This window comes from Candidatus Venteria ishoeyi (assembly GCF_030378065.1).
GTDB classification, from domain to species: Bacteria; Pseudomonadota; Gammaproteobacteria; order Beggiatoales; family Beggiatoaceae; genus Venteria; species Venteria ishoeyi.
The window spans coordinates 1-20730 of the sequence record NZ_JAUCGJ010000053.1 but is presented as its reverse complement, the minus strand read 5'-3'; the positions used below and the strand labels follow the sequence as shown (position 1 = coordinate 20730).

General features: G+C 42.6%; 16 protein-coding genes and 1 pseudogene. 11 read left to right on the top strand and 6 right to left on the bottom strand.

From position 1 onward, the window contains the following. Window positions 1–59: 59 nt before the first annotated feature. The 5 genes from QUF61_RS15220 to QUF61_RS15200 are packed head-to-tail and all read right to left on the bottom strand — an operon-like array spanning window position 60 to window position 5114. Window positions 60–2204 carry a type IV pilus secretin PilQ gene (locus QUF61_RS15220; protein ID WP_289682473.1) on the bottom strand — a complete coding sequence of 715 codons (2145 nt, stop codon included), beginning with the start codon at window positions 2202–2204 and terminating at the stop codon, window positions 60–62. A 37-nt stretch (window positions 2205–2241) separates the two neighbouring features. Then, window positions 2242–2808, bottom strand: a complete 567-nt coding sequence (locus QUF61_RS15215; RefSeq protein ID WP_289682471.1) for a pilus assembly protein PilP — start codon at window positions 2806–2808, stop codon at window positions 2242–2244. Continuing rightward, window positions 2805–3404 (bottom strand): type IV pilus inner membrane component PilO, encoded by a 600-nt coding sequence (locus tag QUF61_RS15210; RefSeq protein ID WP_289682470.1) that lies wholly within the window; start codon window positions 3402–3404, stop codon window positions 2805–2807. The genes QUF61_RS15215 and QUF61_RS15210 overlap by 4 nt, the downstream gene beginning before the upstream one ends. Window positions 3405–3443: 39 nt before the next feature. Then, entirely contained in the window at window positions 3444–4019 is a 576-nt protein-coding gene (locus tag QUF61_RS15205; protein ID WP_289682469.1) for a PilN domain-containing protein, read from the bottom strand. 12 nt (window positions 4020–4031) lie between these two features. Beyond that, entirely contained in the window at window positions 4032–5114 is a 1083-nt protein-coding gene (locus QUF61_RS15200) for a pilus assembly protein PilM (RefSeq protein ID WP_103918993.1), read from the bottom strand. A 223-nt stretch (window positions 5115–5337) separates the two neighbouring features. On the opposite strand from QUF61_RS15200, the gene prmC reads away from it, so the two are divergent. The 11 genes and pseudogenes from prmC to QUF61_RS18260 all read left to right on the top strand — a co-directional run. Beyond that, complete coding sequence (prmC, locus tag QUF61_RS15195; RefSeq protein ID WP_286018945.1) at window positions 5338–6213, top strand: peptide chain release factor N(5)-glutamine methyltransferase; 876 nt, start codon at window positions 5338–5340, stop codon at window positions 6211–6213. A gap of 181 nt (window positions 6214–6394) precedes the next feature. Beyond that, complete coding sequence (locus QUF61_RS15190) at window positions 6395–7105, top strand: GspH/FimT family pseudopilin (RefSeq protein ID WP_289682467.1); 711 nt, start codon at window positions 6395–6397, stop codon at window positions 7103–7105. A gap of 17 nt (window positions 7106–7122) precedes the next feature. Continuing rightward, on the top strand, window positions 7123–7635 hold the full coding sequence (gene pilV, locus QUF61_RS15185) for a type IV pilus modification protein PilV (RefSeq protein WP_289682466.1): 513 nt from the start codon (window positions 7123–7125) through the stop codon (window positions 7633–7635). After that, window positions 7632–8831: a PilW family protein gene (locus tag QUF61_RS15180; RefSeq protein WP_289682465.1), complete on the top strand. Its 1200-nt coding sequence runs from the start codon at window positions 7632–7634 to the stop codon at window positions 8829–8831. Before pilV ends, QUF61_RS15180 begins: the two co-directional genes overlap by 4 nt. A 2-nt stretch (window positions 8832–8833) precedes the next feature. Next, complete coding sequence (locus QUF61_RS15175) at window positions 8834–9349, top strand: pilus assembly PilX family protein (protein ID WP_289682463.1); 516 nt, start codon at window positions 8834–8836, stop codon at window positions 9347–9349. Between the two features lie 61 nt (window positions 9350–9410). Next, complete coding sequence (locus QUF61_RS15170; RefSeq protein WP_289682461.1) at window positions 9411–15632, top strand: LamG-like jellyroll fold domain-containing protein; 6222 nt, start codon at window positions 9411–9413, stop codon at window positions 15630–15632. A gap of 497 nt (window positions 15633–16129) precedes the next feature. Beyond that, a complete protein-coding gene (locus QUF61_RS15160) occupies window positions 16130–16621 on the top strand; it encodes a type IV pilin protein (protein WP_320416061.1) in 492 nt (163 codons plus the stop codon). A 303-nt stretch (window positions 16622–16924) separates the two neighbouring features. Then, window positions 16925–18040, top strand: coding sequence for a DNA polymerase III subunit beta (gene dnaN, locus QUF61_RS15155; RefSeq protein WP_289682460.1), 1116 nt, complete (start codon window positions 16925–16927; stop codon window positions 18038–18040). Between the two features lie 14 nt (window positions 18041–18054). Further along, window positions 18055–18660, top strand: coding sequence for a hypothetical protein (locus QUF61_RS15150; RefSeq protein ID WP_146066476.1), 606 nt, complete (start codon window positions 18055–18057; stop codon window positions 18658–18660). Continuing rightward, window positions 18657–19685 (top strand): DNA polymerase III subunit delta, encoded by a 1029-nt coding sequence (holA, locus tag QUF61_RS15145; protein ID WP_289682459.1) that lies wholly within the window; start codon window positions 18657–18659, stop codon window positions 19683–19685. Before QUF61_RS15150 ends, holA begins: the two co-directional genes overlap by 4 nt. 30 nt (window positions 19686–19715) lie before the next feature. Next, window positions 19716–20207 (top strand): annotated as a pseudogene (locus tag QUF61_RS18260) (DUF262 domain-containing protein); the annotation flags it as partial. A gap of 457 nt (window positions 20208–20664) precedes the next feature. On the opposite strand, the gene QUF61_RS18255 reads toward QUF61_RS18260, so the two are convergent. Then, window positions 20665–20715 carry a hypothetical protein gene (locus QUF61_RS18255; protein ID WP_407080064.1) on the bottom strand — a complete coding sequence of 17 codons (51 nt, stop codon included), beginning with the start codon at window positions 20713–20715 and terminating at the stop codon, window positions 20665–20667. Window positions 20716–20730: the final 15 nt, after the last annotated feature.

Below are 20730 nucleotides of genomic sequence, written 5' to 3'. Positions count from 1 at the left end.
AACACAGAAAATGGAGAAAAAGACCAGCCAGGTTTCTGAAGTTATAAAATTCTCGCTCCTTAGGATGACGTTGAAGCATCTTGCAGAATTTTAGGGGTTACAAAAATCAGCAATTCCTTTTTTGAATTACCTGTTTTTTTATTTTTAAACAGCACACCAATCAAAGGCAGATTGCTTAAGAATGGTATACGACGCGAGTTATTACTAATCGTTTGCTCATACACACCACCTAAAACAACCGTTTCCCCATTATTAACCAAGACTTGGGTTTCCAAACTACGGCGTTGAAAATTACCTGCTACCGCGCCGGGTTCTGGGTTATCTTTAGTGATCTTCAAATCCATAATTACCCGATCATCTGGCGTAATTTGTGGTGTAACCTCCAACTCCAAAACAGCCTCTTTAAAGGTTGGCACTGCTGCGGCATTTGGTGCGGGCGTACCGGCCACCGCCACTTCAACGCCCTGGGTGACTGTGGCTTTTTTCTGGTTGGCCGTAATGATTCTGGGACTGGATACAATTTGTCCGCGCCCTTCACTTTGCAACGCACTCAATTCCAGTTGTAATAAATAAGAACCGACCTTGCCCACAGCTAACCCAAAAATAGCAGGTATACCTTCCGCCGGTTGTGCAGGTAAATCCACCAGAAAATTACCTATACCTGGTGCAGCAGCAGCAGCAGTCCCATCGGTTGAATATCTACCGGTTGTAATACCCCACTCATCATTAGACCCAAAGGTCGCATTGCTGGCCTGACCAAACCTGACACCTAAATCTTTGGCAAAGTCATCATTGGCAATCACGACTCTGGACTCAATTAATACCTGGCGCACCGGGCGATCCAATTTTAAGATCAAGCGTCGAATATCTGAAATTTTATCCGCAGTATCTTGCACCAGCAGTTTATTGGTGCGATCATCTACGGAAATATTACCCCGTGAAGATAAAAATGAATAGCCAGTGTCTGAAGAACCCGTCGTGCGTTTTTGTAATAAGGTTTTAAGATCTTCCGCTTTGGAATAATTAATCTGAATCAATTCCGTGCGTAAGGGTTCCAGTTCTTTAATCTGTTTACTGGCTTCCAACTGCTCCCTTCGGCGTTCATCCAGACGGGATTTCAAATCAACCGAACGTACATTACCCAACTCTTCATAACCCAAAGCGTTACTTTCTAAAATAATATCCCAGGCCTGATCCCAGGGTACATTTTTTAATCGCAGCGCAATCTTTTTACCCTTGATATCATTGGTAGTCACCAGATTAAAACCCTGCATATTAGCCAAAAGGTTTAATACTGCTGAAACTTCAATTTCCTGAAAATTAAAAGAAATACGTTTACCCGTATATTTTTTGGTATCAATGGTCAGTTCTTCTCCGGGATCTTCCACTTTCTGCTTAACTTCCAGTGTATAAAGATCATTTGTCTGATAACCAAAATGCTCAAAATTACCATTACTGGCAATAGCTATACGTGTTTTTCGCCCAATCTGCTGGCTATCAATCGACATCACTGGCGTTGCAAAGTCCTTCACATCCAGCTTTCTGTCAAGTCGTTCAGGCAACAAAGTTTCTTCAAAGTCGATTAAAACATTACGGCCTTCTCTGCGCATATTCACTTCAGCATGTGGATCAGATAACTTTACAATCACACGTCCGCCACCATCTTCACTACGATGAAAATCAATATGTTTAATACTGGGTTCGGCATAAGTATCAGGGCTTATCAATGCTGGTGCAGACTGCATTGATTCTGCCTGACTTGAGGCCACAGGCGTGGTTGATTGCTGATGAACAACGCCCGTTGCTTTGACATCCTGCCCTAAAGAAATTATCAGACGCTCACCTGACTGGAAAATTTCATAAGGCGTTGCCCGGATTAAATTAATCACCACTCTTAAGCGTTGCTGTGGCTGATGCGCTTCTACTGCATTAATCTCATTGACCATGCCCACTTTGATTTTTTTATATTTTTCCGCTTTAAGCACAACGCCAGGAAAATCCATCACAATCATCGGTGGGTTATCAATAGGAAAATGCTGGGGTATAACGGCATTACCGTTAAACTTTAAAGAGACTTCCAATTGATTCCCAGGCAATAAGGAATAATTGATTTCATTGAGCTGCACGGGTGCTGCATGTAGCAGCGTAGTCAGCATTAAAAAAGATAAAACTGACAATAAAAATGTCATTGGCTTATGATTCATGATATTTCCCTCCCACTGAGTTAAAATGACAGTTGGGCTATTTTCTTTTTACTTTCAAAGTGCGCTGTTGTTCTTCAAAACAGCCATTGTTATCTTCTATCAATTCGATAATTTCAAGTGATGTGGCAGAAATATCAATAATCTTGCCAAAGTTTTCCCCTATCATTTCATTAACCTGTACTTGATGAAGTTTTTGACCGGGATCTAAAACCAACCCCCATATTTCACCCTCTTCCTGATAAGAGCCTACCAACACTAAAGCATCCAGAGGAAATTTCTCCAATGGTCGTAGTTGATTATGCCGAACTGGTGGCCGACACTCTGGTTTTTCATCCTCATCCCCTAGCAAATTTAAATCCGAGGAACGTTTTATTTTGCTTTTCTCAAAACTCTTAAAAGGATCAGGATGATCTTTACCTGTGTAAAGTACAACAGGCTCCGGAGGAAACTCTGGTAAATTAGGCAGGGCAATATTTTTTTCAGCTTTTTTTTCAGCAACAAAGGCTTCTAAATCCTGGAGATCAGTTTTTGCACAAGCAGATAAAAGGAGTAAAACAGCAATCAGCCATAAACTATGCTGTAAAACAGACAGTGGCTTATTCATTTTTCCTCTTCATCCTCTTTGTAACGATAAGTTTTTGCAGTCGTGCTCATCAATAACTCTCCCGCAGTTTTGGCTACGGGGGCAATTGAAATATTATGTTGCGTCACAATACGCTCCATTCTGGCAATATCTGCACTGAATTGACCTAATGCATGATAACTACCCTGCAAACGGATAGTGATAGGGAGTTCTTTATAAAATGCATCACTACCGCTACGCTCACGTTCTGGCTTAAAATATTTCACATCCAGATTATTTGATTGTGCATAACTGGAAATCTGGCGTAATAACTCAGGCACTTCTGCCTCTTTAGGTAAACGTTTCAGTAATTCACCAAAAATCTCTTCAATTTGAGCCAGTTGATCTTTTAGCTGTTGCAAAGTATTTGCACGTTTTTGTTTTCTGGTAAACTCCTGTTTCAGACTGACTTCTTTATTTTTTAAGCCGTCTAGTTTGATTAACTGTTCCTTGGTAATAAACCAATAGCCAGCACCTAATAAAGCAACACATAACAACGCAATGATAATGCCTTTAACAGGAATAGGCCAATTACCAAACTGCTGGGGGTCAAGATTATTAAGATCATCTAAAGTCATGTTTAGTATCCTGAGTTTCAGCCTGTATCAGCTTGAGAATCACTCTTTATCCTTGTCTTCAGGTTGTGGTATTTTCATGCTAACCGACAACTTAAATGAACGTGATTTTTTACCTTTTTCAATGGGCTGCTCATTATTTTGCACCAGATTCAAGGTTGACTTTTCCAGCCAGTCAGAACTATTAATACGATTCATTAAACTTGAAACACGGGCATTAGACTGAGCCGCACCATCCATATCTATAGCATTATTTTTTTGTTTAATATTTTTATAAAATACGCCATTGGGCAAGGTACTGGATAAATCATTAAACAAACGTACAATTTGAGGGCGGCTATCATTCAACTTACGAATAACAGAAATACGTTTTTTTACACCTTCACGGCGTTTTTCCAGGGCTTCAATCTCTTTAATTTTATTATTTGCCAGTTTTATCTGTTGATTTAAATAATCATTACGTGCCTGCTGATTTGCCCGCAAATTTTCGACATAAGTATAAGCTGCCAGAAAAATCAGTGCAGTAATAACAACAGCAATCCCGGTATAAAGACCAAAACGAATTTCCCGCTCTTTGCGAAGTTCATCACGCCAGGGAAGTAGATTAATATGCGCCATGCTCAGTCACTCTTACTTAATAGAATCAAAACTACGTAATGCCAAACCACATGCATTCATCAGCGCTGGCGCATCATTCATCAGATTTTTTTTGTTGACGCCAGCGGCAACTGACATGCTGGCAAACGGGTTAGCCAACGTGACATGCCCACCCACCTTATGACTAATCGTTTCCACCACACCAGGAATCGAGGCACAACCACCGGCTAATACCGTATGTGCAATATTGCCGGAAATACCTGCATTATAAAAATATTGTATTGCACGGCTGACTTCCTGACCCATCGCTTCTTTAAATGGCTCTAATAATTCATCTTCATAATCTTCCGGCAAATTCCCCGTACGTTTTGCCATAGAGGCTTCTTCGTAGCTCAATCCATAGCGATGCTGTATCTGCTCGGTTAATTGATTACCGCCAAAACTCTGCTCACGCGTATAAATAATTTTCAGATTTTGCAACACACTAAAAGTCATTACCGTTGCGCCAACATCAACCAGCGCGATAGTATCTTCACTGTCAATTTCAGGATCAGTTTGCGCCAGCAGTGTAAAAGCATTTTCCAATGCAAATAATTCAACATCAACCACTTTTGCCTTAAATCCTGCCATTTCCACAGCGGCGATACGATCTTCAATAATCTCTTTTTTAGAAGCAGCCAACAGCACATCAACTTCTTCATCCGGGTTATTTTCACTCGGCCCCAGAATTTCATAATCCAGATTCACCTCATCACTGGGATAAGGAATATATTGTTCAGATTCCATTTCAATGGAAGCGCTCATATCCGCATCCGATAAATCTGCTGGCATCTGAATGGTTTTAGTGATGACGGCAGAACCTGCAACGGCAACAGCACAGTGTGACAGCTTAGTTCCCGCGCGCTTGGTAACGCGCCGCATGGCATCACCCACCGCTTCAACATCCTTAATCGCCTTATCTTCAACCGCATTCATCGGGAGTGGTTCAACGGCATAGGCTTCAACGCGATAACTTTTACCACCTTTACCCACGCGATTAAGCTCCAACAATTTAACCGCTGTTGAACTAATGTCTATACCAACCAGGGAAGTTTGTGTCGCTCTAAATAATCCCACATCATTTTCCAATAAAAACAGTTAATTACAATAAATTCATGTGATTTTACATTAACCTTTATAGCTAACTATAGATCAATATAAAAAAATGTGCCAGCAATTTTCTATTTTCGCACACTGCTTAATTGACTGATATGATGCAAAGGTACATTTTTTACACTTTTGAGATATAAAAAATTACGCTTAACTTTTTCCAATACTCAACACCCAAGGTTAAATCCGAATGCTAGACCCAGAACAAACTGTCACTATTCAAATGGCATTACAGTATGCACGCAATAGCCTGACACATTCAGAAACGCCACGCCTGGACGCTGAAGTGCTGTTATGCCATGTTACCGGAAAAACTCGTAGCAGTTTATATGCCTGGCCTGAAAAAATACTACTGCAACAAATTTGGCAGGATTATCAAAACTTAATACAACAGCGTGCAAGCGGGATACCCGTTGCCTACCTGACAGGCTCTCGGGAATTCTGGTCATTAGATTTAAAAGTATCCCCCGCTGTTTTGATTCCACGCCCGGACACAGAAACCCTGGTTGAATTAATACTTGCACAATTATCCCGCAATCGACCTGCCAGTATACTAGACTTAGGAACAGGCTCTGGTGCAATCGCTTTAGCCCTGGCTAGTGAATCTTCACTGTGGGAGATTACTGGTGTTGATAACTCCGCAGCAGCATTAAAACAAGCACAAGAAAATGCTGAGCATTTAGGTTTAAGACAAATTCAATGGCGCTTAGGCAACTGGTTTGAAGCCATCGGCAATGCACAATTTGATATTATTGTCAGTAACCCGCCTTATATCGCAGCCGATGATCCGCATTTACAACAAGGCGATGTAGCCCATGAACCACTAAGTGCGCTACAATCCCCACAACAAGGCCTGGCTGATTTAAAGCAAATTATTCGCCGCGCACCAAAACATTTATCTGGCAAAGGCTGCCTGCTGGTCGAACACGGGTGGCAACAGGCTGAAGCGATTAAGACCTTATTGCAACAATATCATTATAGCAATATCCAACAACAACAGGATTTAGCGGGACATATCCGGGTCAGCTACGCTTATCCAAAAAATACAAACAACACAAAAAAATAGTGTCAAAAAGATAATAAAAATATATTATCAGTAAGCTATAAACCATTAATCCCGCTAATCAGTGGAGCAAAACCGTTTATCCTGAGTAAACGGACAGATTGCATTTGTCATTTAATATTATATACGATGATAATACCTTCACCCGTCAGAGGCCTTTTCAATAATGAACAGAAACATAAAAATGATATCCGGGTTCTCCCTGCTTGAACTTATGGTTGTGCTGGCAATTGTTTCAATATTAGTGACAACAGGCCTGCCGCAACTGAGTGATTTTGTCAAAAATAGTCGCTTAACCACGCAAACCAATAATTTTGTTGCCACGCTGAATATGGCAAGAACAGAAGCCATTACCCGTAACCAGGATGTTTTTGTCACGGCAATTCCTGAAAAGGATTCAACGCTTGCGGGAGCTAGTAATAATGAATGGTCAAGAGGCTGGACAGTTTGGATAGATGGGCGTAGAGATGGTGGTTGTACCAATCCGGCTAAACCTAGAAATAAAAAAAATAAAGCACCTAATGATGATGGTTCAGATTTTAGCTATGATGGAGAAGATGATAGTTGCGAGATTTTAAAAATATTTGATTATTCCGCAGAAGGCGATAACTTCCCTACAATTAAAATGACTGATGATGATAATAATACTCTAAGCATTGCAGATGCCAGCAAGGCAAAAGCACAAATTACCGATGATAAAAATTTATCAGGCAGAACCCTGGCATTCAGCGGTAGCGATGGACGCTTAAGTATTAATAAAAACTTCCGCTTCATTGAGTTTTATATTTGCGATAATCGCCAGGGGGAAACCGGAAAACACCTGCAAGTTAACCGTTTTGGGCGTATCCTTTTGATTGATGATGCTGACGCTAAAACGCAATGTACAGGCTCATAAAAACCGAGATTGTAATCATGAAACAAAAGCATAAAAATATAACAGGCTTCACCCTGATTGAGATGTTGATTACCCTGCTGATTCTTTCTATCGGCTTATTGGGTATTGCCGCTTTACAATCCAGAGGGCAATTATTTATCCGTGAAGCTTTTGTCACTGGACAGGCAACCAACCTGGCTTATGACATCATAGATAGAATACGCTTAAATCCGACCATAGCAAAAAATGATATTCTTAAAGCGACGGGTAATGGTTATGTTATCAGCAGCAACCCCGGCGGCAATAAAGACTGTGTGGGTAAAGACAGTGACTGTTCAGCTGAAGAGTTACGCGATTATGATCAGAGACAGTGGTATAACGCATTAGCAACTAACCTGCCGGGTGGTACAGGGTTTATCCGGGCTGAGGACAAGAATCCGGTAGTGCGTTACATCATTAATATTCAATGGACACTGACCGACGCGCAGCGCGACAGTGATAAGGATGATACACCAAAAGTAAGAAAACAAATCTGGGTAATGGATCTATGAACGCCAGCATACAAAAACAACAGGGTTTAAGCCTGATTGAAATCTTGATTGCCATGGTTATCAGTCTGGTATTACTTGCTGGCGTGGTCAATATCATGCGCAGCAGTAAATATGCCTATAACACGCAAACAGATTTATCACAGTTACAGCAAAGCGCCAGAATTGCGCTGAGTATACTGAGCAAGGATTTGCGCATGGTGGGATATTTTGGGTGCAGTAGCGTCCCACCCAGCAATACACCTGCTGATTTTCAGATATTAGCCGGGCGAGATGATGAAGGTGCTGCGGCAAATCATTCTGACGTATTACGTCTGTCCTTCCTGGAAACCGGACAAAATGCTTTTTCGATTATGCATTGTCCACCTTATGAGCCTTATGGTAAAGACCTTGTTTCTTTTGGAGGAAACACACCTTATGATAGCATTGATAAATATGAGGATGACTGTTCCCCAATAAGAGATGGAGCCCCTCTTACTGAAACCCCCTTTCGGGTTGGGCGCGGCAGCAGCACGGACAAACTAAAATATACAGAAGTGGGACATGATGATGCCAGGTTTGCTTATCCGGGTTCAGAAGATATTGAGATAGGTGTTCAGGTTGTGGTATCCGATTGTGGCTCTGGTCAAATCTATGAAGTGAATTCCTTAACCGGTGGCATGGAACTGAAACTCCTTGATTCCAACAGTTCAGGTTTAATACGTACTTATGACAATAAAGGCATGAGTTATGGCGCGGAACTGCGCCGTATTAATACTTATCGCTATTTTGTGGGTAGCATTATTGAGAATGGAGAGACACGTTTTTCCTTATGTCGGGATCAACAGGCATTAGGTGCCACCTTATCCTGTAGCCTTAATGCTCAGGATGATGATGAGGTTGAAGAATTGATAGAAGGCGTGGAAAGTATGCAATTACTCTATGCCGTAAATACTGCCGCAGTAGGTGTGCCAGTCAGTGTGCGTTACCTGACAGCAACAGAAATTGACACTCTAAACCTCTGGAACAAAGTCCAAGCCGTCCGGGTTAGCTTACTGATGCGTACCCTGGACGAGCGTTTTAATGCACTGGAACCGGATACTAATACTTATAATAATCTGGATCCACAATTTGCTGATGACGGTTACGGCCCACCCAATGATCATCGTCTGCGGCGTCTGGTCAGCACAACGATTAAACTTAGAAATTGGGGACAATAAATATGAACACCGTCTATTATCCAACCCTTGCCACTACAAAACAGCAAACAGGTGCAGCATTGATTGTAGCACTGGTTTTTCTGGTAGTACTGACACTAATGGGGGTAAGCTCCATGGAAGGCACAGTTATTGAAACCCGTCTGGCAGCTAATGACCGTGAACAACACTGGGCGCTGCAAACAGCTGAAATCGGCTTAATGGCAGCCATACCGATTATAGCGGATACCACAGGTAGCGCAGATGTCATGGATACTTATGAGGAATTACTAACAACTGGGGAGTCTGATTTGGAAGAAAGTAATATACCCAGAAAGGACGTATCTGCCAAAAGTAAATCTACCGAATTACGTTATAAGGGTGACTTTTTGGTACCCGAAGGTAGCTCCATGACGGGGCTGACTGGTGCTTACTTTGAGGTATATTCAGTTGGTTGCGGCAACAGAACTGATGATGATGTCTGCCTTACGCCTGAAGTGGGGCTGCGTGGTGGTTATATGCGTCTGAAACAAGCTGAATAAGATACAATCAGATTTAAATGTTATAAAAAACAACCGTTATCTTGTGGAAGGAGTAAAAGCAATGAAACGCTTTCAGGTAATAATATATGCAGGATTGCTCGGGCTGCTCAGTGGCCTGTCAATTCCCGTTTATGCCGATGATACGGATTTGTATCGCGGGCAGGTAGTTGAAATATCCAGTAAAGATGTACCCAATGTATTGTTTGTACTTGACCGCTCGGGCAGTATGGGGTGGTGGATAGATGGGAAAAGGCATAAAACCAATATTGATCCTGATGAAGCGATTAAAACAACCTGTAGTGGCGACCATAATTGTTCAAGCAAACCCGCCGCTTCCCAATGTTTTGTTGACTTTGAAAATGGCGTGCCACCGGGTAATGGCTGTAGTCGCATGGAGCATTTGCGTTATGCGCTGCAAACCCTGCTGACGGAAATGAAAAATGTCAATGTTGGGTTTGCCACCTTTACGGGTAACGATGGAAGTGGCACTAGCTCCAAAAAGCCCAATATTCCGATTGATTATCCCATTGCCAATATTGACAGCCCGGCAACAATTTTGTCACAGGATGAGAGTGCTGGCAAAGTCAGTTCACAAGTCAGTAGTGCCGCAGATGATGCGGAAGAAGCACTTGATGGCACTCAGGTTGGCACAGTAAGCCTGAACGATAATATTTTACAAATGACCAAGTCTGACGGTGTTGATGAACTTGATGGCAGTTTTTTATATGCCGCCCATTTTCAGTTTGAGGATAACCTGGCCAACAGCATGGATCCCTCACATGTAGGCACATTGCTGGAAAGACGCAGTCAAAGCGCCGTAACACCTCAATATAGTGATGATGGTATTATTGGAAAAGCGACTGAATTTAAAGATGACAGACGCATCCAGATTCCCATGAAAGATGAAATGCTGTTTACAACATCCGGTACTATTAGTCTATGGTATAACTCGGATCGCAATATTTATGACGGTGATCGAGAAGACTATTATCTGCTTTCGCGCAGTGATGGAGCAAATATCAAAGTAAGCAGCAGTGGCCTGAGATGGGAAAATAAGAATGGTGACGAAATAACTGCGACTGACAGGAATTACAACGAATTAGAATATGAATGGGTTTATATGGTTGTTACTGGCGATCAGAATGGATCGCAATTATATGTCAACGGTATTTTACAGGCATCAGGCAGCGCATCAATGTCCATTGAAAATAGTGACACACCCTGGTATGTGGGCAGTAAGCATGAAGATAGCTATAGTGCGTTTGATGGTCTGATGGATGAACTGATTTTTGATACCAATAAATGGTCTGCTGAAGAAATTTTAGCTAATTATGAAACAAATAAACCTGTTGGTAGCGGTAGCGGTAGCGGTAGCGGTAGCAGTAGTGGTGATATCACGGAATATGAACAGAAAATTACTCAAGATTATAATAACCGGGTAGAGTATATAACAGGTGGTCACGGCAGTAGTGACGGATATCATAAATCACCGGGTTTTGTAGAAACAAGAAGCAATAATAAATGGAAATATTTATATGCAGGAAATGGTGACTGCAAAGAAACTCAGGATCGCTGTCTTGATGATACGGTGGTCGGTTTACGTTTTCTGGAGCTGCCAATTCCAGCCAATGCGGTTAATATCTCCGCAACATTGGAAGTCACTAACCAGCAACGTACGGGCAGATACAATACAAATGACTCACTCAGTGGTTTGAAAATTCAGATTCAAAAACAAGTGAGTAGTGACCGACCCGCTTATTTTGGCAGTTCATTAAAAAACCTCTCTAACCGCGAGGTATATTCTGATAGTGTTGAGTGGGAACCCGTACCAGCAAGTAAAACCGGGGATGATGATAAAAAATTTACCAGTCCCAATCTCGGTACATTAATAGAAAAAGTAATCACTGAACCAGGTTGGGATCCTGATGCGAATGCTGTCGTATTTTTAATCCGCGAAAAAAATACAGCCGATAAGGGCAACCGAGTATGGCACTCCAGCAGGAGACATTCCAGCAATGCACCGGTATTGCGAGTAAGCTGGGAACTGCCAACTTCAGGCACCGGCGGTACCGGTGGCACGGGCGGTACTGGTGGTAATGGCGGCACAGCAACCGACCCTGAGCAAAATCAACTGGTGGGTTTCCGTTTCCAGGATGTTGAAGTGCCACAACAAGCCACAATCAAGTCCGCATCCATTGAGTTCACTGCCGCTGCTAATGCCAGCGGTGATGCTTTATACCAAGTCAGCGTGGAAGAAACAGGCAATGCCAGAGCTTTCACTTCAACAGCAAAACTCTCTGCACGTCCCATATTAGAAACCATTGATTGGGATGCTTCCGCACAAGACTGGAATGCAGGCTCCACTTATTCCGTTGATGTCTCGGAATTGGTACAAAGCGCAGTAAACCAGGGTGCGTTAGGTAAAACCGATGGCTGGTGTGGCGGCAATAGTATGGCGTTTTTTGTGAAAGCTGCCAATGACAGCGAACCTTTACGTCCAGCAGTGTCTTATGAAGGTGCATCAGGAAGAGCAGCAATACTGCATGTTGAGTATGATGTAAGAACTGTTAAGGCCAATGCCTGCGTAACCCAAACGGCAACCTTAAAAGTCACTCATAAAGATGATGATGCAGAACAGACCCTGATTCGTGGTGGCAGTGCTAATGATAATTTTGTCTTTACCGATCAAACTGGCAAATCCCTGGTGATGACAACTAATTTTGTCAATGATCTGAAAACTGAACGTATGCAGGGTTTTCGTTTTATGGATATGCCTTTTAGTTCCGGTCAAAATATTCTCAGCGCAAATTTAATCCTGACGCCGTATTTTAACAGCAGCAGCGATCTGGCTGATGCTGAGGAACTGAACAATGAAGCAAACTGGCCGAAATTAAAAGTCAGTGGTGAAATTGGTCATGCATTAGACTTCAAGACAGGAAATGATAACAAGGATGATCTGGGAAAACGAACCAAAACCCCAGATAGCGTCAATCTGCAAAACTGGCACCCAGAGCCTTTGTTATTGACAGAAAGTGATGTAGGCAAGCTTTACCGGCTGGATGTCACTGATATGGTCAATCACATGCTGGACAATGGCTCATACCAAAAAGGTGATGCCATGGCCTTATTTATCAGTGACGATGGTGTGCAGCCTGAAAGTGTCACACATCGCAAAATCACACCATTTGAACATAGCCCAGGAGAAGCGGCAACATTAACCATACGCTATGGCGCGCATTATGGGGAAAGTGCAGAACCTATACGTGACGTATTGCTGGACTGGATCGCAAACGTACAACCAAATAGTTATACGCCACTGGTGCCTGCCATTATGGAAAGTGCGGCTTATTATCTTGGTAAACCTGTTTATTATGGGGATAGCCGGGGTTATTCAGACTCCAATGGTGTCAGTCATCCCAACAGCTACACGGGTGGTGCAATTTATAGACCTAACACTTGTTTGGTAGAGGATAATTATCATACCCATAGCACATCCTGCTCCAGAGAAACTATCTGCAGCAGCTTAAATGAACGCTCAAAGTGGAGTTGCGGCACTTATTGTACAAGCAATTCAGATGAAGGTTCCTATAAAGACAGTTCGCATTGGTATGAATCCTGTTCCGATTTAGAGGGGGCTGATACCGAGGCATTATATAACAGGCCTGAATTTTCTGCCTGCCAACCCAGTTTTATTGTATTTTTAACAGATGGTACAGCAAACCACAGCCAAACCTACGCACGAGATAAGATTAAATCATGGGCAGGAATCAGTGAATGCCTGACTAGTTATACGATTTCAGATGAAATGGGGACTAAAACCAAAAGCCTGACTTCAAGCAAAGAGAAATGCGGCGTAGATATTGTAAAATACCTTGCCGAGACTGACTTTGATGATACCTTGCCCGGTATACAAAATGTCCGTACCCATACCATTGGTTTTGGCGTGGGCAGTAGCAGTGGTATTGACTATATGCGAGCCTGGGCACATGCAGGTCAGGGCAAATTCTATGATGCTTCCAATGCAACAGATTTGCTTAACGCCTTCCGCCAGATTTTACAGGCAGTATTAAAAGAAAGAGCCACTTTCGTCGCCCCTAGTTTATCGGTGAATGCTTTTAATAAACTGTTTAATGATGAAGAAATCTATTTCTCATTATTTAAACCCAGTACAGACGCAAGCTGGTCCGGTAATATCAAAAAATACAAACTATGTCTGGGAGGTGTAAATGGTTGTGACATCGGTAATGTATTAGATAAACAAGATGCCTTAATCACTGATGCAGAAGACCATATTTTAGAGTCTGCAATAGACCTCTGGAATCCTAATAACTCAGACCCGGATGGTGGTACTGTCACCAAAGGCGGTGCGGGCAGCATGATTCCCGCACCTGGTGATCGTAAAATCTATACCAATATCGCTGCTAATACCGAGTTGACCGACTTAGATGATGAAGATATTACCCCGAGTATGTTAGGCGTAAGCAGTACAACAGATAAAAATCAGATTATCAACTGGGTGCGGGGTTATATTGACGGTGACGAGAGTGCCGGTGTCCGCGAATGGCGCTTTGGTGACCCGCTGCATACTGAGCCTAAGGTTGTCACCTATGACAAATCAACTAAAAAAGTCTTCATCGCCACCAATGAAGGCGCTATCCGCATGTTAAACAGCGGGACTGGTGCGGAAGAATGGATGTTTATTCCTAAAGAGTTCTTGTCCATACAAAAAGAACTCAAAAGAAATAATTCAGGCGCACGCATTTATGGCATTGATGGCGGCGCATCCGTACTGATTAAAGATAAAAATCGTAATGGTGAAATTGAACAGGCAGATGGTGATTCCGTCTATTTGTTTATCGGTGCGCGCAGGGGTGGGCGTTATATTTATGCCCTGGATGTCACCGTACCTGAGACACCTAAATTGATGTGGACCATTAAGGGGGGGGCAGGTGACTTTGCTAACCTGGGACAAACCTGGTCAAAACCAAAACCCGCTCAGATTTATTATGATGGACAAAAGAAAGATGTTGTCATCTTCGGTGGCGGTTATGATGTCACAACTCAGGATAATGTCCAAAATCAGTTTACGGCATCAATGGGTAATGGTTTATTCATTGTTGATGCAAAAACTGGTGCCAAACTGTGGGAAGTGGGTAATGATGATACCAGCAGTGCAGACTTGCAACTGGAGGGCATGGACTATTCTATTCCTTCTGATTTGGCACTGATTGATCGTACCGGTGATGGTGTTATCAACCGCATTTATGTCGGGGATATGGGGGGTCAGGTCTGGCGTATTGATGTTAAACCGCTGACTTCAAGCGGTGGACGCAATAATAGTTTGGGCGCACGTTTGGCAATCCTGGCTAACCCGGATAAAACCGCGCACCAGCGCCGTTTCTTCTATCCACCGGATGTGGTGCATCTTAAAGATCAGGTCTATGCCGCAGATAATAACTTTGACATGGTATTAATCAGTTCCGGCTACCGGGCTGCGCCTTTGAGTACGCAGGTGCAGAACCGCTTTTACGTATTGCGTGATCGGGCGATGCAGGGTCTGGAAGAACCCAAAACCGGCAATACCAATGAAATTGGTAATGCGCGTATGGACGAAACGGGCTATGTGTTTGATTCCTTGCCACCCAATGATCAAGTTTCAACGGCAGAGTTAACCAAATCATCAGAAACGGGCAGGCCTCCTGCACGTATTTTCACCTATACCCATGGTCGCGATAATGGTGGTGCAGATGATGCCTTTGACGCCTTGTATGACGCAACAGATAATGTATTACAGCAAGGTGATGAAGCAACAGTTGAACTGGATGTTGAACAAGCTGACTTACGCCACAAACATGGCTGGTTTATTGATTTGAAAGAAGCCGGTGAAAAAGGTCTGTCACAACCCTTTACTGTCAGTGGCATTGTCTTTTTCAGCACTTTTGTACCACCTGGCGTTAATGAAACGGATACCAACCCGGATATCTGCCAGTCTACTGTTGCAGAAGGCCGGGGTAAAATTTATGCCGTTGATATTCGTTATGGTGGTGCGGCATTAAATCTGGATGAAGATAATGATGACCCTGGTGATGATGAAAACCTTGAAGACACTGATCGTTCCGAAGATGCGGGTAGTGGCATTCCACCCAGTGTTGTACGTTTACTGGATAAAACCGGTGGCCTGGATATTCTGAAATCCACAGATGAAGGCTTGCTTAATATTGGCAAGGACGGTCCGTTGCAATTTAAGGCAACCGGTACCGAGATTTTCTGGATTCAGGAGTAAGGAACATAGAGATGTTGCGCTGCAACATCTCTAATATACAATATCAAGGCTGAGAAAGCCTTATTTTCCATGCACAAGGTTAAAACCTTTGCCTTTCAGACGAACAGATTTATCTCTAATGTTTAACGGTAAAACTTAAAATATGGGTTTTAGCGCTAACACCCCAAAGGGGTATTTTAATATAGCCTGGGGCAACGCCCCAGGGTAGAAAATGACACGTTTGCGCCCTGAAAGGGCAGGTTAAAATGATTGTAATATTTTAATCTGCCCTTTCAGGGCGTGAATGGCACGGATACAATTCCAGGGGCGTTGCCCCTGGCTATATTAATGCGCCCCGTTGGGGCTAAACAACAGGGCTTGTCTGCCCTGTATCTCGGCTTTCAGCCACCAAACGCTCTAACCCACCCGTCTTTTAGCGGGTGGTTGTTTAGTTTGGATAATATAAGCCTTCCAGATATTAAAAATACCTGGAGGGTTTTTAATACGGGTTAAACAATATGAAACATACCAAACAACGAGGCTTTACCCTCATCGAAATTATGATAGTGATAGGTGTGATTGGTATTTTAACGGCGATTGCCATTCCTCAATTTCAACAGTACATTATTAAATCCAAGCGGGTCGATGCTAAGGTTGCCTTAACTTCCCTGGTACAGTTACAGGAAAGTTTTTATACCAATAAAGGTAATACCTATACAGCTGATTTGGAAAATGACCTGGCTTGTAAACACAAGGGGGTTTGCAGTATTCCTACACCTGGTGGTGATGTGCTTTCATTGGATGAGCATTATAAACTAACAGTTGAATCCGTTTCCGGGGGAGCCGATCCAGATGCCGCCGCATTACTTGCTGGTTTTACAATCAGAGCAACTGCAACGGGTGCACAGAAAAAAGATGATGAAAAAGAATGCGCCAGTCTGGCTCTAAATTCCCGGAACCAAAAAAGTGCAGTTAATGGCGCAGGCGAAGACACTGATGATTGTTGGTAATAAGATTTAACTGACATAAAATCTTAATTAACCTGAATTCTATAGACTTTCAGATAATTAATTGCCTGGAAAACCAACGGATAACACCCCGCCGAAGGGGTGTTATCCGTAAAGCATTTAGCGGCCTTGAGCATCAAATTGTCAAACTTTCTCCCGCAAAGATGCAAAGGCACAGAGATTTTAGAACCTCTGCAAATTTTTCTCTGCACCCCTGCGCCTCTGCGGGAAATATAAAAAATTACCAAACCTGTATTAAAATCGCTATAATCAAAAGTTTATGGACTTTTTTATTCAGGATGCTCTATGTACGTTGATATTTCCAGGAAAAACCTGCTGCCCTCCTTAAAAATGGTCACGGGTATTATTGAGCGCAGGCAAACCATGCCCATTCTTGCCAACGTCTTAATGCGCGTGGAAACAACCGGGCTACACCTGACTGCAACGGATTCAGAACTGGAAATTGCCTGCACTATACCCATTGAATCTTCTTTAGAGGGGGATGGTACTACAACCCTGTCCGCACAGAAACTATTTGATATTTGCCGTTCACTGGGCGATGAAAACAGCATACAGATTCATCAGGAAAATGAAGAAAATCGTGTCATCATAAAATCCGGGCGTAGCCGCTTCAGCTTATCTACCCTGCCTGCGGAAGATTTTCCTGAAAGCGAAACCATTGATGAAATTTTCAGTTTTGCAATGCCACAACAACAACTGAAAGCGCTGTTTCACAAGGTTCAGTTTGCTATGGCGCAACAGGATGTGCGTTATTACTTAAATGGCTTGTTATTAGAGCTATCCCCTACCTATCGGCACTTTGTGACAACCGATGGACACCGTCTGGCATTAGCCAACCAGGAAGCCCATCATGAACTGGATGATTTATTACAAATCATTATCCCCCGTAAAGCCGTATTGGAATGCAATAAAATTCTGGATGAAAACAGCGAAGAACCCGTACAGATTCATATTGCCGCAGGCCATATTCGCTTTGAGTTGCCAAATTTAGTATTGACCAGCAAATTAATCGATGGGCGTTTTCCTGATTATCAGGGCGTATTACCCGCACAGGCCGATAACATTCTGGAAATCCCCTGCGCTTTATTTAAGCAGGTGCTGAGCCGGATTGCGATCTTATCCAACGAAAAGCACAAAGGCGTGCGTTTAAGCCTGGATCACAATCAACTGAATATCAGCGCACAAAACCCTGAGCATGGGGAAGCGGAAGAAGAATTGGATGTCTCCTATGACGGGGAAGCATTTGAGGTGGGCTTTAATGTTTCTTATTTATTGGAAGCACTGAGCGTGATTGACACTGAAATGGTCAGATTACACTTTACCAACAGCAATAATGGTTGCCTGATTACACCGGAAGATACCATGGAAATTAAATATGTTGTCATGCCCATGCGGCTATAAGGTGTAAGAATTTTATGTCAGAAAAACATCGAATGCTGGTGACCTCAGAAATGATGGAGCAAGGCGCGGTGCCTCTGCTATTTACGGGGGGAGCCTGTAATATTCAGGATACCAGTGGGCCAACACGTAATCCTGGACGCGATCCTTTGGCGCAATGGCTGGACGCGCAAAACTGGTCTTATTTTGACCCACAGGTACATTCAAGTACCCACGGGCGCGAATACGTCTGGGGCATTGATGGCCCCAATGAAAAGCTGGCACGCGCCCAGGCTAAATTACGTATTTATGAGATTACCTCAACCACGATTGCCGCCATTACCATGCTGGAAATCATGGATGATGCCCGTCTGGGCAGAACCAGTATCGTCTGGTTTAACCACGGGCAAAATTTTGCCCCCATTGGCCTGGGCGACAGAGACACCCTGATTAATAATCAAACGCTCAGGCGGCATCTGGGCGATATGGCCTATTCTCACCTGCTGGCTTATGTTAATGCCGGACGCCAACTGCGCAATGAACTCAGTTTGCTGCTAGGAGAATGTCAGAGCATCATCTTCGTCAACAGTTTTGATGAGCTGAAAATTGCCACATCCCATTTATTAAGCCTGTATCAACTGTGAAAATTAAAGCAGAACAACTGCACCAGCATTTACAACACAAAGCCTTATCCGCCTGTTACCTGATTGCAGGGGAAGAACCGTTACAAAAACAAGAATGCATGGATGCTATTCGTCAGTCTGCCACCGCACAGGGTTTTACCCAACGCAGTGTTTTTGTGGTGGATAAGCAGTTTGACTGGTCGTTATTGCTTGAGGAAACCGCTAATTTATCTTTGTTTGCAGATAGGCGCATATTAGAACTGCGTTTAGGCGATAAAGGCCCATCGAAAGAAGGCGCAAAAACCTTAGTTCAATACCTGCAAAACCCCTCTCCAGAACATTTATTATTATTAAGCAGCGGGAAATTATCCTTAGCCAACCAAAAAACCAAATGGTATCAAGCCATTGATAAAAATGGTTTAATTCTCAGCGTCTACCCTATAGAAGCCCGACGTTTACCGCAATGGATTACCCAGCGCCTGCAAAAACAGGGCTTAAAAGCCAGTGCCGATGCCATTAACCTGATTGCACAACGCTGTGAAGGGCATTTATTGGCAGCCAATCAAGAAATTGAAAAACTTGCGCTGCTGTATCCACAACAAACAATTGATGCCCAGCAAATTTTAGAAGCTGTCACCGATCATGCGCGCTTTGGCGTATTTGAATGGCTGGATACGGTATTAAGCGGTAATCAGCGGCGTGTGGCGCGGCAGTTAGCAAAATTACAGCAAGAAGGCATAGAAGCCATTTTTATCAGCAGTTTATTGGAACAGAAAATCCAGATTTTATGTCAGTTGGCACTTGCCAGACAACAGGGGCGCTCACTGGACAGTGTATTTTCCCAATTACGGGTCTGGAAAATGCAGCAGGCCCCCTTAAAAAAAGCCTTATCCCGTTCTGCACAAGTGAATTACTGGTATCAATGCTTACAACACAGCCTCTACATTGACCGTATCATAAAAGGCATAGAACCCGGTAATACCTGGGATGAACTGATGCAACTGGGGTTGAAGGTCGCTGGTGGTAGGTTGATGGATACTATTTAAAGAAGTCTTTAACGAAATAGAAAATCAAAAATGACAAATACAGACGCTATTGAACAAACAGATGATGATATTGGTAGAGATGATGTAGATATTACCAACCCATTTTCCACCAAAGATATAAAAATAACTAATGCGACTATCTTGTTACCTTCTTTAATCAAACGCTTGGAACATGATGAAATTGATCTTTGTCCAGATTTTCAACGTCATGCCAATTTATGGGATATTAATAAAATGAGCAAATTAATTGAATCAGTTTTATTAAAATTACCCTTGCCCATCTTCTATTTTGATGTCAGTAATCCAGACAAATGGTTGGTTGTTGATGGCTTACAACGATTGTCTACAATAAAACGATTTTTTGTAAAAAAAGATATTAAATTAAAAAACCTGGAGTTTTTAACTCATCTAAATGGAAAAAAATATACAGACTTAGACAGGCCATTACAGCGAACCATTGACGATACTCAATTTGTGACCTATCAAATTGAAGCCCAAACCCCAAAAAAAGTCAGATATTCAATTTTCAATCGCATTAATACGGGCGGCTTATCTTTGAATGCACAGGAAATTAGACAAGCACTAAATCAAGAAGGCAATGGTGAGGTCTCTGCTAGCGGGGTTAAGTTCCTATCAGAACTTGTTGAAGATGCTATTTTCAAACGTATTGTTGGCATATCTAACAAAAGAATGGCTGGGCAAGAACTCGTCTTACGCTTTATTGCCTTTAAAATATTAACGATAGAATTTACAACCATGCACGAATTTTTGGATTCTGCAATGGAAGCAATTGATAAGAAAAATAAAAATGAACTAGATGTTCTTAAAAATAAGCTCATCAAGGTATTAGAATTTTCTGAACAGATTTTAGGTAAAGATCATAAATTCAGTCGTTCATTTGTGGATAAAACAAAAAATAAATTAGCCTGTGCAGTATGTGCTTGCAGTGGTAACGACAGTTCATTGAAAATAGAGAAATTTACCATAATAATTTATCCAGTTGATTGTCCCATTCATCAAAAAAACCAATGGGCCAGTTATCAAT

Coding starts and splice junctions, on each gene's coding strand:
- QUF61_RS15150 (WP_146066476.1), top strand. CDS start 18,055: ATGTCAGAAAAACATCGAATGCTGGTGACCTCAGAAATGATGGAGCAA.
- dnaN (WP_289682460.1), top strand. CDS start 16,925: ATGTACGTTGATATTTCCAGGAAAAACCTGCTGCCCTCCTTAAAAATG.
- QUF61_RS15160 (WP_320416061.1), top strand. CDS start 16,130: ATGAAACATACCAAACAACGAGGCTTTACCCTCATCGAAATTATGATA.
- QUF61_RS15205 (WP_289682469.1), bottom strand. CDS start 4,019: ATGGCGCATATTAATCTACTTCCCTGGCGTGATGAACTTCGCAAAGAG.
- prmC (WP_286018945.1), top strand. CDS start 5,338: ATGCTAGACCCAGAACAAACTGTCACTATTCAAATGGCATTACAGTAT.
- QUF61_RS15210 (WP_289682470.1), bottom strand. CDS start 3,404: ATGACTTTAGATGATCTTAATAATCTTGACCCCCAGCAGTTTGGTAAT.
- QUF61_RS15215 (WP_289682471.1), bottom strand. CDS start 2,808: ATGAATAAGCCACTGTCTGTTTTACAGCATAGTTTATGGCTGATTGCT.
- pilV (WP_289682466.1), top strand. CDS start 7,123: ATGAAACAAAAGCATAAAAATATAACAGGCTTCACCCTGATTGAGATG.
- QUF61_RS15220 (WP_289682473.1), bottom strand. CDS start 2,204: ATGAATCATAAGCCAATGACATTTTTATTGTCAGTTTTATCTTTTTTA.
- QUF61_RS15170 (WP_289682461.1), top strand. CDS start 9,411: ATGAAACGCTTTCAGGTAATAATATATGCAGGATTGCTCGGGCTGCTC.
- QUF61_RS15190 (WP_289682467.1), top strand. CDS start 6,395: ATGATATCCGGGTTCTCCCTGCTTGAACTTATGGTTGTGCTGGCAATT.
- QUF61_RS15175 (WP_289682463.1), top strand. CDS start 8,834: ATGAACACCGTCTATTATCCAACCCTTGCCACTACAAAACAGCAAACA.
- QUF61_RS15180 (WP_289682465.1), top strand. CDS start 7,632: ATGAACGCCAGCATACAAAAACAACAGGGTTTAAGCCTGATTGAAATC.